At 45.2% G+C, this 15,098-nt stretch carries 13 protein-coding genes; all 13 read right to left on the reverse strand.

Annotation, left to right across the window (positions count from 1 at the left end; all coding sequences use genetic code 11):
* Positions 1 to 151 precede the first annotated feature (151 nt).
* The 13 genes from MNODULE_RS09495 to gmd all read right to left on the reverse strand — a co-directional run bounded on the left by MNODULE_RS09495 (position 152) and on the right by gmd (position 15,089).
* A complete protein-coding gene (locus MNODULE_RS09495; RefSeq protein ID WP_168059302.1) occupies positions 152 to 748 on the reverse strand; it encodes a VanZ family protein in 597 nt (198 codons plus the stop codon).
* On the reverse strand, positions 745 to 1,734 hold the full coding sequence (locus tag MNODULE_RS09500; RefSeq protein WP_272953256.1) for a ComEC/Rec2 family competence protein: 990 nt from the start codon (positions 1,732 to 1,734) through the stop codon (positions 745 to 747). Before MNODULE_RS09500 ends, MNODULE_RS09495 begins: the two co-directional genes overlap by 4 nt.
* Positions 1,626 to 3,047 carry a sugar transferase gene (locus MNODULE_RS09505; protein WP_168059304.1) on the reverse strand — a complete coding sequence of 474 codons (1,422 nt, stop codon included), beginning with the start codon at positions 3,045 to 3,047 and terminating at the stop codon, positions 1,626 to 1,628. Before MNODULE_RS09505 ends, MNODULE_RS09500 begins: the two co-directional genes overlap by 109 nt.
* A 141-nt stretch (positions 3,048 to 3,188) precedes the next feature.
* Positions 3,189 to 4,292, reverse strand: a complete 1,104-nt coding sequence (locus tag MNODULE_RS09510; RefSeq protein WP_202882172.1) for a glycosyltransferase — start codon at positions 4,290 to 4,292, stop codon at positions 3,189 to 3,191.
* On the reverse strand, positions 4,277 to 5,425 hold the full coding sequence (locus tag MNODULE_RS09515) for a glycosyltransferase family 4 protein (protein ID WP_168059305.1): 1,149 nt from the start codon (positions 5,423 to 5,425) through the stop codon (positions 4,277 to 4,279). Before MNODULE_RS09515 ends, MNODULE_RS09510 begins: the two co-directional genes overlap by 16 nt.
* Before the next feature lie 261 nt (positions 5,426 to 5,686).
* Entirely contained in the window at positions 5,687 to 6,136 is a 450-nt protein-coding gene (locus MNODULE_RS09520) for an IS256 family transposase (protein ID WP_168059306.1), read from the reverse strand.
* A 304-nt stretch (positions 6,137 to 6,440) separates the two neighbouring features.
* Positions 6,441 to 6,611, reverse strand: coding sequence for a hypothetical protein (locus tag MNODULE_RS09535; RefSeq protein ID WP_168059307.1), 171 nt, complete (start codon positions 6,609 to 6,611; stop codon positions 6,441 to 6,443).
* 205 nt (positions 6,612 to 6,816) lie between these two features.
* Positions 6,817 to 8,055, reverse strand: a complete 1,239-nt coding sequence (locus MNODULE_RS09540) for a class I SAM-dependent methyltransferase (RefSeq protein ID WP_168059308.1) — start codon at positions 8,053 to 8,055, stop codon at positions 6,817 to 6,819.
* A 94-nt stretch (positions 8,056 to 8,149) separates the two neighbouring features.
* Positions 8,150 to 10,723 (reverse strand): glycosyltransferase, encoded by a 2,574-nt coding sequence (locus MNODULE_RS09545; protein WP_168059309.1) that lies wholly within the window; start codon positions 10,721 to 10,723, stop codon positions 8,150 to 8,152.
* A gap of 141 nt (positions 10,724 to 10,864) precedes the next feature.
* A complete protein-coding gene (locus MNODULE_RS09550) occupies positions 10,865 to 11,923 on the reverse strand; it encodes an FkbM family methyltransferase (protein WP_168059310.1) in 1,059 nt (352 codons plus the stop codon).
* Entirely contained in the window at positions 11,892 to 13,145 is a 1,254-nt protein-coding gene (locus MNODULE_RS25265) for a Wzt carbohydrate-binding domain-containing protein (RefSeq protein ID WP_168059311.1), read from the reverse strand. The genes MNODULE_RS09550 and MNODULE_RS25265 overlap by 32 nt, the downstream gene beginning before the upstream one ends.
* A complete protein-coding gene (locus MNODULE_RS09560) occupies positions 13,142 to 13,936 on the reverse strand; it encodes an ABC transporter permease (RefSeq protein ID WP_168059312.1) in 795 nt (264 codons plus the stop codon). The genes MNODULE_RS25265 and MNODULE_RS09560 overlap by 4 nt, the downstream gene beginning before the upstream one ends.
* A 178-nt stretch (positions 13,937 to 14,114) precedes the next feature.
* Positions 14,115 to 15,089 carry a GDP-mannose 4,6-dehydratase gene (gene gmd, locus MNODULE_RS09565; RefSeq protein WP_168059313.1) on the reverse strand — a complete coding sequence of 325 codons (975 nt, stop codon included), beginning with the start codon at positions 15,087 to 15,089 and terminating at the stop codon, positions 14,115 to 14,117.
* Positions 15,090 to 15,098: the final 9 nt, after the last annotated feature.

The raw sequence follows: 15,098 nt of genomic DNA on the forward strand, positions 1-15,098 counted from the left end.
GCTTGGTAACCTGCCTTCGGCGACATCCAATGATCACTGCCGACACCGGATGCTCCGGGAGAATGCACGTTTTCCCGCCGTCTCCTTGAGATCCCAGAAAAGATGCAATCGTCAGGAATTCTATAAAAATACCAGACGTTCCGGAAAAAGGTCAAGACGAAAGTGACCCCGGATGGGTTCCCGCTTGTAGTAGAATCCCAGCAATCCCTCCGACCCAATTAAAGAAGATATCTCGAAGGTCGAAGACCCGATTTGGCAAGATCCATTGGATGATTTCATCGCCGACCCCGACGGTAAAGACAAGCCCCAGGGCCACCCCGATTCCCCCTTGAAACAACCGGCCCCACCGGCCCGGTCGATTCTCTCCCGTCGGGAAAGGATCTAAAGCAGGGGAGTGGGCGGATGGGTGATGCCCCGAGCGCCGAAGCGGTTGTGCGGCGCGGAGGACCAAGTAACCCAAACCGGCATACTGAATGAGGTGAATCCGCTCCTCGGGCATTGCGATCGGACTGACGACGAGCACTAAAGCGATGGCGACAAAGATGAGCGTCGGTCTTCGAGCAAATTCGGTTTTCGCCCGCCCGATTGAGGCAAGAAGGGTCACGGCGATTCCAGCCAGGATCAGATTCATCGAGAGGCTGAAAGAAGACCCGAGCACCCCTTTGACCAGATTCAGCAGAGGTCGCCCGAACGGGAGGGTTGCATAGAGAAGGAGCGTATAAACGGCGACGCCGATCCATCGGCTCATCGCCGCCGCTCCGTTCGAACACGGACCGATCGGCCGTCGCTGGTGATCGTAATCGTCCCCTCCAAATCGGTCCGGTGCAGGTGCGCCCCCGCCCGCCGGTACATCTCAAGCACTTCTTCTTTCGGGAGGCCGTAGGGATTCGGGCCGATGCTTAAAATCGCCCGCTCCGGACGAACCGCCTGAACGAAAGGTTCTATCGACTCTCCCCCATGATGCGGAATTTTGGCCACATTGGCCTTTAACTTCGGACCATAAATCGCCAAGAGCTCCCGCTGCACCTCAGGACCGATATCGGCCGTGAAGAGGAATATCATTTCGCCATGGATGACCTTGACGGCAAGGGAATCTTCATTGGGGTCTCCCCGCAACGCTCCGGGATGGAGCGCCTCCAGCCGAACAGAATCAGAAAGCGGAATGATCTCGCCGCGGCGGACGACGCGATACGGACGGCGCTCGATTTTACGGAGAACGGTTTCGACCTCCGGCTCCACCGCTTTTGGAAATAGGGGGAGGAGTATCATCCCCGTCCGCTCTTTCTTAGAAGAAAAGGGAAGAAGTTGATCGAAAACCGGGCCGAGGCCGCCGGCATGATCCGGATGAAAGTGGGTGACCAGAAGCGCATCAAGCCGATCGATCCCCATCTGCCGAAGGAGAGAGGCGACGCGAGGACCCTTCTCCGGCCTCCCCCCATCGATCAGAACCGCTCCCCCTTCCGGAAGACGCAGCACGATCGCCTCTCCGTATCCGACATCGAGGAAGCGTATCTCTAAAGGAGGCGGTGAATCGGCGTGAATGGAATCGATACAGAAAAAGAAGAAGAGATAACAGCAGAAGAGAGAAATACGGTTGAAGCGCGACTGTTGGAAGGAAGCTCCTCCTACGAGGCTCCGCGGCCTGCCAAGACGACGAAGATGGTTTTGATGAAAATTTTCAGGTCGAGCTTTAAAGACCAGTTGTCGATGTAGTGGAGGTCGAGCTCCATCCATTTTTTGAAATCGGTAATCTTGTTCCGGCCATTGACCTGCCAAAGGCAGGTTAACCCCGGCTTCATGGAGAGCCGCCGCCGCTGCCACCGCTCGTATTTCGCAACTTCTTCAGGCAAGGGAGGGCGCGGGCCGACGATGCTCATGTCGCCGCGAAGGACGTTGTAGAGCTGGGGGAATTCGTCGAGGCTGGTTCTGCGGAGAAGGCGGCCGACCCAGGTGGTGCGGGGGTCTTTGAGAATCTTAAATGCCGGCCCCTTCATCTCGTTCAGATGCTCAACGTCATTTCTCATCCCCTCCGCGTTCTCCAGCATGGACCGGAACTTGTAGAGGGTGAACTGCCTCCCGTTCAAACCAATTCGGGTCTGTCGGAAAAGAACCGGTCCGGCCGATGTCAATTTGATCATCAAAGCGATGAGCAATGAGAGGGGAAGAAGCGCGAGCAGTACAACGGAAGCGATGATGAGATCAAAGACCCGCTTCGCCGCCAGGAGCACTTCGTCATGCGGGGTGGTCGTGAAAGTCAATAGCGGCACTCCGTGAAGATCTTCGAGGTGAACTTTCGCGATCATATGGGGGAAAAAGTTGACCGCCACGCGGGTCCGAATCCCCTGCTCTTCGCAGAGGAGGAAGATTTCTTCGAGCTCTTCCAGTCTTTTCCGAGAAACGGCAAAGATTAATTCGTCAACAACAACTCTCTGGAGCATCGATGGAAGATCTGCAACATGCCCTAGAACGGGGACTTTTCCGACTTTCTCGATCTTTATTTCCTGATTATCCGAAACAAAACCGATCAGCTTTAATCCCCAGTGTTTGTTTTTCCCGATGATTTCCGCCACCTCTCTGGCCCGTCTTCCCGTCCCGACGATCAGGATATTTCGATAGTTATAACCTCGTTTTCTGGCGGCCCGGATGAAGGTTCGAAGTGTCAATCTCTCTAGAAAAATGAAAAGAAAACTGAGACATCCAAATGAGATGATGAAAAGACGGCTGATATAGTCGGCTTTGGCGGCAAAGACGATCGCCATGAGAAGGAGCGTTCCCAAGGAGGAAACCTTGGCCAGGTTCCAGACTTCCCGCCAGAAGGTTTTCGTCCTTTGGGATTCATAAAAGCCGATATAGTAAAAAAGGGACGACCAAAGGGGAACGACTACATAGACGAGCCACAGATACCTATCAAACGAGAAGAGCTTTCCGTAGGGTTCTGAAAAATAGGAATCCCGAAGGAGAAATGAAAGAAAGAACGCCCCGATGAGTAACGCGACATCTGTCAGGTAAACCCAGAGTGAGATAAGTTTTGCTTTCTGCCTTAACATTGGACCTCACTAACATACCAAAAAGTAAAATAACACGATTGATTTTCAACATGCAATAGAGATCTTCAACCTAACCCGGCATTGCCGAAACCGAAAAGACGTTAAACACTCGTGAATCGTTAAACGGATTCCATTTCTGAATCAATGGAATGTTTGAAACTTTTCGTTCACGTAACTTTTTATTTTTTCTTTGAACACTTCTTTATCAAACTGTTCTGCGTGCCGCCGGATGTTCTGAGGGTCAAACGACATCTTCTCAAAACGATGAATCGCATCGATCAGATCTTCGGTGGTTTTGCCTCTAAAAAAGGTCCCTGTCAGTCCGTCTACGACAGTTTCCAATGCCCCTCCCCGTCCATAAGCAATCACGGGCCGGCCGGAGGCCATCGCCTCAACAGGGGCGATTCCGAAATCTTCCTCTCCAGGGAATATAAAAGCCCTGCAATTCCCTAGATATTGTGCTAATTCTTCATCCGAAACCCGGCCGAGGAAAACAATATTCTTCTTTGCCATTTTTTTGAGTTTTTCCTCATACGGACCCGTGCCAATGACGACCAATGGCAGAGATAGCCGATTGAAGGCATTGATGACGAGATCGATCCGTTTGTATGTATTCAATCGCGAAACAACCAAGAAATAGTCGTCCTGCTTTTCTGAAATAGAGAATCGGGATAAATCAACGGGAGGATAGATTAAATCGGCTTGGCGGGAATAGAGCCTTCCTATTTTCCGGCAAATATGGCGAGAGATCCCGATATAGTGATGGACACGGTCAATGGTTTTGAGATCCCAGTTTCTCAAGCGCCAAAGCGCCAAAGGCAAAATCATTTTATAAAATCGATTAAACTCTTCTTGGGCAAGGTACGATTCCGTCTCCCAGACAAATCGCATCGGTGTATAACAATAACAGATATGACAAGTCCCTTGCGGCATGGAAGCCCCTTTCGCAAAGGCGCTGCTGCTACTGAGAATGACATCATATCCATTCAGGTCAAAACTTTCTATTGCAATCGGGTATAGGAGCAGATATTTCTTGAAGTGCCGGTCGAGAGATGGAAGACGCTGCATAAAGGAGGGGCGGATGTCCATCCGTGAGAAGACCGGCGGGAGCTTCTCGGGAAGAAAAATTGATGTATAAATCGGTGCATCTGGAAACACCTCGTGCATGGCCTCAACCACCCTTTCCGCCCCGCCGTATTGATTGAGATAATCATGGATGATGGCTATTTTCATTTGGGAAGACAAGTAGACTCATTTGAATAAACATTCTGGTAAAGGATTTTCAGAATTTCTCTTGCTGTTATCTCCCAGCCAAAACATTGCGCTCTTTCAAAGCCTTTAGTGACCAATAATTCTTTTAAGCCTGGCTTTGTAACTACCTGGAATATCCCTTCTGCTATAGATTCAACCCGGTAAGGATCGACATAAAAAGCCGCCTCTTGACAGACTTCCGGTAAACTTGAGAGGTTAGAGGTAATCACCGGACATCCACATCCCATTGCTTCCAACAAAGGTAAACCAAAACCTTCATAAAGCGAAGGAAAAACAAGGGCCGCTGCTTCCGAGTAGAGACTCGGTAAATCTTGTTCAGGGACATAGCCCATAAAAATTACTTTTTCTTTTAGAGAAAGCTGTTCGATTTTTTTCTCAAGGAGAGGGTAAAATCTAGAGTCTTTTTTCCCGGCAATCACAAATTTGAAATCATTTAAATGTAAACTACCGAAAGCTTCGATACTTTTTTCCAAGTTCTTATAGGGCCTCAAGTCCCCGACGAAAAGAAGGTATTTAGTAAAACCATATTTTTTTCTTATAATTCCCTTCTCTTGAGGGTGGAACTTTTTTTTATCAAATCCAACTGGAACAACATGGATCGGCTTATCATAAGACTTATAGAAATTAAGGACATCTTTCTTGGTATTTTCAGAGTCACAGATCACCGCACATGAATTTTTTAAAAGGAGCGGTAAATTATAAAGATAGTGGTATTTTAACCTTGGGAATAATTCCGGGAATTTAATAGGTATTAAATCATGAATAGTTATAATCTGCTTTGCATATGGGAATAGGATCCCTTCCGGAACAGTAGAGTACAATAAAGAGGCATTTTGATTTCGGAGTCTTAATGGCAAAGTTTGCAACCAGAGAATTCTTGCTAAGTGCCCCTTAAATCCCAGTTCTGGGGAAATCGGGCTTTTAACCTGATTAACTCGATTAGGATAAAGATCTTTTAATTGTTTTGAATTTGAAAAAACAATAAAATCAAGTTCATAGGAATACTTTAACAGTTCGGTCAGTACTTCGCTTGTATAAATACCTAGACCAGTTGGCCTGTCATGTGTAAAAGTTGCGTTTATAGCTATTTTCTGTTTGATTTTCATAGAATTAGCTTATGGAGGTGGAGATCCTAAAAGAGATCGTAGGTAGTTTTATCTTTGTGAAAAAAATCGGGAGGACAGTCTTTGCTTGCATATGGAGGGTAGTTCCTGTATGAGAATGAGGTTGATCCAAAGCAATTAAGAACCCACGGGACTGTCCAAAATTTTGTGTAAACCAGACCGGTTCCTAGTGAGGCCACAATCTCAGGAATGCGGTCTTTGAAAATGAGTTTCAATTGTCCGAGCTTCACTGCCCACCCGGTTTTACCGGGGAAGCGCCCCTCTTCGGGCTGCTTCGGCGTTCTCCAGGTTGGAGGCTCGATAGATTTCCTTCAGGTCCACTGTAAATTCTTTCTGATATTTAGATGCGATATAACGAAGCGAGGCTCGGATCTGATGCACGATACACAATTGAACCATCGTCTGGGGAAAAATATTCGCAATCGCCTCCGGAAATCCTTTGAGTCCATCCACACAGGTGATTAAGATATTCTTGACTCCGCGGGCCTTTAAATCGGTTAAGACCGCCTGCCAGAAATGGGCCCCTTCCGATTCGGAGAGCCAGATCCCCAATACATCGCTTTTGCCTTCTATATCAATGCCAAGACAGGTGTAAGCCGCCTTGGAGATGATCTTGCCTTCCTGCCTGACTTGTAAAAAATGGCGTCCATAAACAGGACAGGATACACATCGCACAGCGGCCGGGTCTGCCATTGATGGATCCCTTCTAAAATCTTATCAGTGACTTTAGAAATCAGAGCGGCAGAGACAGTGGTTCCGTAAAACTCCTCCAACTGGGACTGGATGTCCCGAGTGGTCATCCCACGGGCGTACATGCCGGTGATCCGGCGCTCTAGATCCGGATCAAAGCTCTGATGCTTTTGAATAATTGAGGCTCAAAGCTCCCTTTCCGATCACGCGGCACTTCAAGCTCAACCTCGCCAGATGATGTTTTATTGTCTTCTTCGAATACCCGTTCCGGCTATTGTCGTTCTCACGGTCCACCTTCTTATAGGGCTCAACCTAAGTGGGCTTCCTGTTCCGCTTTTAATATCTGCTCCACCGTGCTCTTGATGATTTCATGAACCACGCCATTCGCTCCGGTCAGATCAGACCAAGACAACGACTTTACATTCTTTAGTCTCTCCTGCACTTTGGAAACATCAAATAATTTCTCATCCTGCTCCATCTCCAGCTCCTCATTGGGATTTAGACAGCAGTCTATCCCATTTGGCTTTGCTGGTTACACAAAATTATAAACACTCCCCAACCCTAGTAAACCTGTTATCAGAATTACAATTAGGTCAATCCTTTTTTAACAAAGAAAACCTTCATAGGACTTTCCTTTTCATTCATTTATTTCAATACCATGATTGTTCAAAACAGTGAATACTTCATACAATTTCTATTTCAGGAAAAGGGAAGATCATTTTCCCGCCATTAGCCAGATATTCCTTTTCTCGTTGGAGGATTCCAGCCTTAAAATGCCATGGAAGGACAAGAAAATAATCTGGCTTCATTGCACGCGCATCTTCTTCAGAAAGAATGGGGATATGTGTTCCCGGAGTGAAGCAGTTAAACTTGTCCGGGTTAACGTCCGCGATTGCAGGAATATCTTTCTCAGTAAACCCACAGAACTGTAGGACCACATTTCCCTTTGTCGATGCGCCATAACCCAGTATTTTTTTCCCGTCGGCATTGAGAGCACGAATTAACCGTATTAGGTCTTCACGATGCCGAAATACTCTCTCTTCAAAATCCCGATATGGCTTGGGTGTATTTAAGCCCATACGCTCTTCCTGCTCCAAAAGCCAGTTAATCACCGAATGATTGATTTTGATATTTCGGTTCGAAGCTTTTATCGCCGTAACCGCAAAACTCCCGCCATTGACCGCATTCATCATGACATCCATCAGCTTGAGTCCAGCTATCTCGATAATTTTCTTAACAACACCGAGCGAGTAATACTCCAAATGTTCATGGCAGATCGTATCATATGAATTAAGGCGCAACATCGATGGCATGTAACTTTGCTCAAAATGCCAAATTCCATCGTCTGCCAGAATAGACTCAATCTGTCTTGCAAACTCCACAGGTGCTTCCAAGTCGTAGAACATAGCAATGGAGGTCACAATTCGGGCGGGACGCTTCTCGACAGAATGATAAACTTCAGAAGAAAAAAAGTCAGGAACTAGTTTGATCTCCTTCGTATAATATTGCTGGAATTTTCTTCCGGTCGGATCGATGCCGATTCGTTGAATTCCGCTTACGGAATATGCTTTTAAGGTGGTTCCATCATTGCTCCCGATATCTAGAACAATGTCGCCCGATTTTAACGCGATCATCCTTTCAAGACACCTCACCTTTTCGGAAAGATGATTGACCATAGATTGGTTGAGTCCAGAACGGTAGCCGTAGTTCTCACCATACATCTCATTCGATGAGTATGAATGGCGCAATTGCAGGAGCCCGCTGTTAGGGCACCAGACGAGTTCTAAAGGTCCTGCCGTAATTTGATCTGACTTATTCTTGGGGAACACTCCCGTCAACACCTGATGCCCCAGATTTAACACTGACACCAGATGGTTGCTTCCACTCACCCGGCAACCAGGAATCTCTCTATAAGCAGCCATATAACCTCGCACCTTAATAAATCATTTAACTCTCTTGCCTTTCCCTAATTAGCCCAACCGGCTCAATCATAGGAAAAGTTTAAAATTCGACTCTTTATCCTTGCATCAGTCGATCTAGTTCAATGACATTTTTCGTGAAGCCCTCAAATGAGTGTAACCCTCTGACGAAATCCAGCACATTTTCTTGATGCTTTAAAACCTCATTCCTATTTTCCGCCGTATAAATAACATAATTAGAAAAAGAATCTATATCAGCAAAGGGCGCAATCAGCAGGTGCCTTGAAATTTCTCCAAGTTCATTCGTTATCAGTGGATTCTCCATGGCTACGATAGGACAGCGATACTCCAAGGCCTCCAAGACCTGTGTGGGAAAATTTCCCTCAAACTCTGAGGTGAACGCCAAGCAAACTGCATTTTTGTAGAGCCAAGATAGCGTGCTGTCACTTATACCAGGAAAAAGGTGAATAGATGGCTCAAGTCTTTCTTTCCTGATCAGATCCCATAAGGGAGGTGGTATATCCCCACAGGTAAAAGTCAATTCAAGAAGAAGATCAGGGCGCAATTTATTAATCAGAATCCAGGACCGGATTAGCAAATCGAGGCGCTTGTTTGGATGAGGTTGAGTTGGGTAAAATATAAATTTTTTCTCGGACAGTTTGCTGATAACTTTATGGTCTGATTTTTCCTCGCCAACATCTTTTCTTATACTCAAGAAAGGCATAGGAAAGGCGACAATTTTTTCCTTGGGTACTCTCAGTGGACAATTAGGCAAATATTCCGTGGTAAACGCTGAATTGGTCAAAACCCTTGTCGAAAGCCCGACTACCTTACGCCCCACCTCCAGATGGGAACCATCTTCAGGGAAATAGTTCCTTCCCTTGAAAAGATAAGGCATGTAATCCGGAATATACGATAAAACACGATCAAAACCAGCCGTCAGCACTTCTGGAAAAAGGTAGTAATGTGGTATGATGACATACCTCCATGGTGCCGACCGTGTTCCGCACACTCGAACGTGATTTTGGGGTTGCTCCCTTATTTTTTTTCTTAGAACGCTATTTTTTATAGCAAGGACCTTGTTAGTTAATTTAATAACCTTAGCCCTAAGACATGCCGCGCTATAAACCGCTTTATTTTGAATACGAAGTAAGACACGATATAAACCCACGAGGATCAGTTCAATTAAATTTAGGGTTGACGGATTATGTATATGCCGATCTCGGATACTCCTGAAAAATGAGGACCTTCCAACAAAGAATTTAAGGACCTTTGAAATAATTCCTTCATTCTTTTTAATCGCCACTTCTTGGGCTTTCGTAACTCCTATTCCTAAATCGTCTACTGAGACGACCGAAACTAAATCGGGGTTATCACACTGAGATGAATAGAAACCGTGTGTGTTAATGAGATCATCAGACCACGCTGTCACAACGACGGGAACATTAACTGAAGTGAGTGCCCTGACAAATTGCCTCATAACACGCGGGATACCATGCATCGTACTATATTCCCCGTTCGAAAAGACATACGCGCCCCTGAAATGGGCGAATAGCAATACGGGCGATGGCGCAAATCTCTCGCTGCTTTTCTTGTTAATAGCCGCTGAGGCACTCTTCGGTGGGCCTGTCCCATCTAAAATCTCGGAGATTACCCTTCTGAAAACCGGCAAACCAAATGATTTTGAGTATCTTTCAACGATGGGAGGCTGGCTTGCTATGATTTCGGTCACGAATTGACTGTCGCCCTTTATTAATAGTTTTGCTTTCCTTAGTGCTTCATCTTCGTTCCATACTAAACCAGGCGTTTTTGCATTAAAATATCGATGCAATAGCGATCCAGAAAAATATAAGACCGGTCCCCCAAAAACCATCATCTCGATTGGTGGTAAAAAACACACGTTACGCTCACGGTATGTGTAAAGATATCCTGAAAGAAAAAGAAACTCCTCTAAATACCTTTCTCTCGGCAGGGTGCCCACAACATTCGGATCAGCATTTTCTTCGAGCTGGGCTCCAAAATAGCGAAAACATCTTTGCTCAAAATATGCTTTTAGATAATTAAAATGTCCCTGATAATAAGGATTGGTTATGTTTGGGCAAGTCAATCCAATATGAGGTTTCTTCGGTTTTCTATGCTCCCATTTTCCCTGAAGCGCAAATACATCGTCTGTCAGCCAGTATGGACAGACTTTTAATTTGTTTTTTAACCAATGCTGTTCATCAGAAGCTGTTTCCTCGCAGTGTGGAACAAACCAGAAGTTTTCACGTTCCTGAATAAGTTTATATCCCCCGTTGTGCAAAAGACTTTCGCTTAAAATTCCGATTTGCCCATACGTTCTATAAATTATAGTCTTCTTAAAAACTTCTAATATAGAGACGAGCCAGTCAGGATTAATCGTCACAATTATTGCATCGAAATATTCATTTAATATCTCCGCAACCTCATTACTAATCGAATTGTAAAAAAAGTTATACTTCGATAATTTTTCATAGATGTCCTCGGGCAAACTCGATTCACTCTGAGTCCAATTTAATTCCGCCGATTGGTCTTGAACATTGCTTAAATATGGTGGATTAAATACCTCATATCCCATCTCGCGCAAGGCAGGCAATTCAGTCCGCACCAACACCTTATGCATGCCGAGCCAAAATATTCTTTTCTTATTCATTGTGTTCATTTAAAAATAAGGCGAGAAGTTTTTAGCCAGCCTTTCATTTTTATAAAATTATTTATGACCAATATCACCGATCGCATATCTTGAGGCGGAACCTCTAAGGACTGATTGTACATGACTGTTCTATTTGATTGGTCATCTTTTTTCAATTGTTCTCACAGATTGCTTAACGAAAAGATTTGCCCTGCGTAGTGGCTCCGTAATGCGCCAGGACAGGCTGCTATATACCGCTTTGAGTTCTAACTCACGAACTTCTAAGCTTTGCCGAAAATGCGAAGCCATTTTTTTTGCCTCAGCAAGCTCCTTCTCAACCACTTGAAGATCCACTCGTGACTCAAATAAACTCTTCTCAAGACAAGCAACGTGCTCTTGAATGATTTTTAGTTTTTCACGCAAATCACCACTTTCAATTTGCAATTTAGCAACTTCATTTTCCAGTTCCTCAACACGCTTCTGCGTGCGAGTGGCCTCGGCCTCTAGTTTCTGGACCTGTTGACCCGCCAACCATTCAGAGTGGCGAATAAAGTGATCAAAATAATTTGGAGGTTTAGACAATATTTCCTTAAGCGGTGCTTTTCGTTCATCAGCCAGATAGTACCGATTGAGCCCATCGAAGCAGGCAAATTCATAACCACGGCTAGTCAACAAGTCTTCCCATTGCTCATATGTAGGAACAGTCGAGTTCGGTTCAGTGGACTCAAGCAATATAACCCAAGGTCTAATGCGTGTCAGATCAATCCCAGCCAAAACTGCGCGTTCAGCCCCTTCCACATCGATCTTCAAAAAGTGAACTACAGTAACATTAAGCTCATCGCAGATTTTATCCAGACGCCGAGCGGGTACTTGGCATTCCCGAATAGTGAAACCTGCTAAGGAATGCTTTGATGCAAAAGTGGCGTTAAATGTCGACATTCCGGTGTCGACAACCTCATAGAACTGTAAAATTCCATTCTCTGCAGCCGCTGCCACTTTTAAATTTTGATCTTGAGGGCGATCTGCAATTAGTTTATTAAACCAGTAATCAATCGGTTCGATATTGATGCCGCGCCACCCACGCTCATAAAAGGCCTTGGTCACCGAATCGACCACCGGGTCCTGGGCGCCTACGTCAATATAAAAACCGGCACCTATATCACCTAATGCGCGATAGAGGATCACATCTTCATAGTTTTGGGCGTAGGAAATGAACGTCATGCGTATGAACCTCTATAATGGGTGGAACCCAGGCGTTGCCAACGAAGATTGGTTTGTCTAGATTAGTCACTGTAAATACCAGCGCCAAGTCTTTCCATTCATAGTTATTAACAAGGTGAGTATCAGTACTAACTAATGCTGTAGAAATCGAGTAACTGCCGGGACCAAAATTCATGGGAAACTGTATTCGATATAGAATCGACTGACCATGCAGCACGCCTTTAAGTTCTTGTTTTGTATGATACGTGTTGGTCCCATAGACGTACTGGCCAAGCCGGTCTTTGATAGCATATCCCAGTACCAAACACGGAATGTCGGCATATGCCTTCACATTTACGCGCAACTCTACAGGCTCTCCAACATTGACAAATTCAACTCGTTTACCCGCAGTATTGAAAAGGGCGATTTCTTCAACACGTGCCTCGCCCGTACCGGATATAATTTGTGTTTTGCCGCTTTCATGCTGCAAAAGCTGAACACTTTGATTCTCTTTTTCTGCAATCAGGGCATTGTAGAAGTCCATCACCGCTTCAGGGTTGCTGTCCTGAATAACGCGGCCTTTCTCCAGTAGAATAGCTCGATCACACAAGGTTTGCACCGCCGACTTGTCGTGCGAAACGATCAGAAACGTGGTACCTTGCTCCTGAAATTCCTTGATGCGCCGAAAGCTTTTATGTTGAAAGTACGCATCACCCACAGAAAGCGCTTCGTCGACAATCAGGATCTCCGGTCTGAATGCGGTTGCGACAGCAAAGGCGACACGCATCTGCATCCCGCTGGAATACGTCCGCATCGGTTGGTTAAAATACTCCCCAATCTCAGCAAACTCCTCGATTTCTGGCATTATTGCCTCAATCTCCAAGGAAGTAAATCCCATTAAACCTGCCGAGTGGCAGGCATTTTGTCGTCCTGTTAATTCCGGGTTAAAACCCATACCCAATTCCAGGATAGCAGCTATACGGCCATTGATTTGTACGTTTCCTTCAGTAGGTCTCAGTGTTCCCGTAATAAGTTTAAGAAGAGTGCTCTTACCAGCGCCGTTCTGACCAACAACCCCCACGGCCTCTCCCGGTTCAACAGTAAAAGAGATGTTTCGAAGTACCCAGTGTTCGGCTAAAGGGCGGATAGGTAAGCCAAACCAAGAAAGAACTCTGCCCCATTCACTCGCATAGTGACGGAATGCTTTCCCAAGACCAGTGACACAAAGCGTTCCCTGACTCACAAGACATCCACTATTTCTGGACTGGCTTTACGAAACATGTATAGTGCCATAATCAGCAATATGGCCGCAAAGATGGATACCCAGCCCAATCCCCCCCAGTATGGTGTTTTCCCAAAAACTAAAACGTTTTGGTAGGCTGTTACAATTGGATACATTGGGTTCAGACTAAGCCAACCTCTGAATCTTTCCGGAATAATACCGGACATATAAACAATTGGGGTAAGCCAAAACCAAAACTGAAAAATAACAGGTACAATCTGCCCCACATCGCGAATGAACACATTGAGTATTCCCAAAATTAAGCCAAGACCAATTGCTAACGCAATATTCAAAGCGATCAAAGTAGGCAACAAGAGAAGTGATCTACCTGGAATATGATCAAACAAAGAGAACACAACTAGGGTAGCTAAAAGGAGCGCAATATTACTGACAAGCGCACTCCCAGAAACGATCAATGGCAAACAGATCTTTGGAAACACGAGCTTCTTTAAAAGGTTGCCATTTTCCAAAAATATATTTAAACAACGCATTACAATTTCAGAAAATAAAGACCATGCTAACATTCCCGCCATCAAATAAGAGGCATATCCATAGGCGCTCTCGATCCCTGGGAGTTTTGTTGATAATACTACCGACAAAACAAATGCATATATAGCAACTTGGGCAAGGGGATGAAGTAACATCCAAACCAGGCCTAATTTGCTTCGAGCATAGCGAGCTAAAAGCTCTGTCTTTATTGAAGAAATAATAAATTGCCTGTAATGCCAAGCTCCTTTAAAAGTTCCCTTCATGACTAATCCGAATTAAAAGTAAATGCCAAAGGAACGTTAAAAATAGTCCAGATTGAGAAAACTAGAGTTTCTGATAGTGAGGTTCAGCGGGAGGCTCGGTTTATTTGAAATTAGCGCTAAGATCATTCCCAAAAACCCGATATCCTACAATTAGCTATAAATTTTAGACATGAGTGTTTTAATGCCTTACCTTATTTTGATTCAGCAGGGAAATATCCTCCTTTACCATCATTTCGATCAATTTCTCAAAGGAAACCGATGGCGTCCATCCTAACTTTTTTTTCGCTTTTTCGGAACTCCCGATAAGGAGATCGACCTCGGCCGGCCGCAAGAATTTGGGATCTGTTACCACGTAATCTTTTGCATTCAATCCGACACAATCGAAAGCAATATTAACTAACTGCTGAACAGAATGAGTTTCGCCTGTTGCAATAACATAATCATCCGGTTGATCCTGTTGGAGCATTAACCACATCGCATAGATATAGTCACCAGCAAAACCCCAGTCCCGTTTCGCCTCCATATTCCCCATTCGAAGCTCTTTGGCCAAGCCTAACTTAATCTTGGCTACCGTATGTGTCACCTTGCGGGTTACAAACTCCAGTCCCCGTCGAGGAGACTCATGGTTGAATAAAATTCCTGAGCAAGCAAAAATATTATAGCTTTCTCGATAGTTCACCGTAATCCAATGTCCATAGACCTTTGCTACACCATATGGACTCCTAGGATAAAAAGAAGTTTTTTCCGTCTGGGGTATTTCTTGAACTTTTCCAAACATCTCAGACGAAGAAGCCTGATAAAATTTGGTGTCCGATTTGTGTTTCCGAATTGCCTCTAAAATACGTGTCACACCCAATCCTGTAACATCGGCGGTGAGAACCGGTTGATTCCAAGAAGTTGGTACGAACGACTGTGCGGCCAGGTTATAGACTTCGTCTGGCATAATCTCTTTGATTGCCTCATCTAATGAGGACTGATCTGTCAAATCTCCCTGGACAAAATTAAGCTTTTCTCGAATATGCTCTACCCTTTCATAGTTTTCAACACTCGATCTTCTGACCATTCCGGAGACTTTGTAGCCCTTTTCTAACAGCAACTCCGCAAGATAGGATCCATCTTGACCGGTAATCCCCGTAATCAAAGCTTTTTTCATTGTCTCCCC

Origin of the sequence: Candidatus Manganitrophus noduliformans, from assembly GCF_012184425.1 — a bacterium.
In the GTDB taxonomy this organism is placed as follows: Bacteria; Nitrospirota; Nitrospiria; order SBBL01; family Manganitrophaceae; genus Manganitrophus; species Manganitrophus noduliformans.

Coding starts and splice junctions, on each gene's coding strand:
- MNODULE_RS09495 (WP_168059302.1), bottom strand. CDS start 748: ATGAGCCGATGGATCGGCGTCGCCGTTTATACGCTCCTTCTCTATGCA.
- MNODULE_RS09500 (WP_272953256.1), bottom strand. CDS start 1,734: ATGGATGGAGCTCGACCTCCACTACATCGACAACTGGTCTTTAAAGCT.
- MNODULE_RS09505 (WP_168059304.1), bottom strand. CDS start 3,047: ATGTTAAGGCAGAAAGCAAAACTTATCTCACTCTGGGTTTACCTGACA.
- MNODULE_RS09515 (WP_168059305.1), bottom strand. CDS start 5,425: ATGAAAATCAAACAGAAAATAGCTATAAACGCAACTTTTACACATGAC.
- MNODULE_RS09520 (WP_168059306.1), bottom strand. CDS start 6,136: ATGGCAGACCCGGCCGCTGTGCGATGTGTATCCTGTCCTGTTTATGGA.
- MNODULE_RS09535 (WP_168059307.1), bottom strand. CDS start 6,611: ATGGAGCAGGATGAGAAATTATTTGATGTTTCCAAAGTGCAGGAGAGA.
- MNODULE_RS09540 (WP_168059308.1), bottom strand. CDS start 8,055: ATGGCTGCTTATAGAGAGATTCCTGGTTGCCGGGTGAGTGGAAGCAAC.
- MNODULE_RS09545 (WP_168059309.1), bottom strand. CDS start 10,723: ATGAATAAGAAAAGAATATTTTGGCTCGGCATGCATAAGGTGTTGGTG.
- MNODULE_RS09550 (WP_168059310.1), bottom strand. CDS start 11,923: ATGACGTTCATTTCCTACGCCCAAAACTATGAAGATGTGATCCTCTAT.
- MNODULE_RS09560 (WP_168059312.1), bottom strand. CDS start 13,936: ATGAAGGGAACTTTTAAAGGAGCTTGGCATTACAGGCAATTTATTATT.
- gmd (WP_168059313.1), bottom strand. CDS start 15,089: ATGAAAAAAGCTTTGATTACGGGGATTACCGGTCAAGATGGATCCTAT.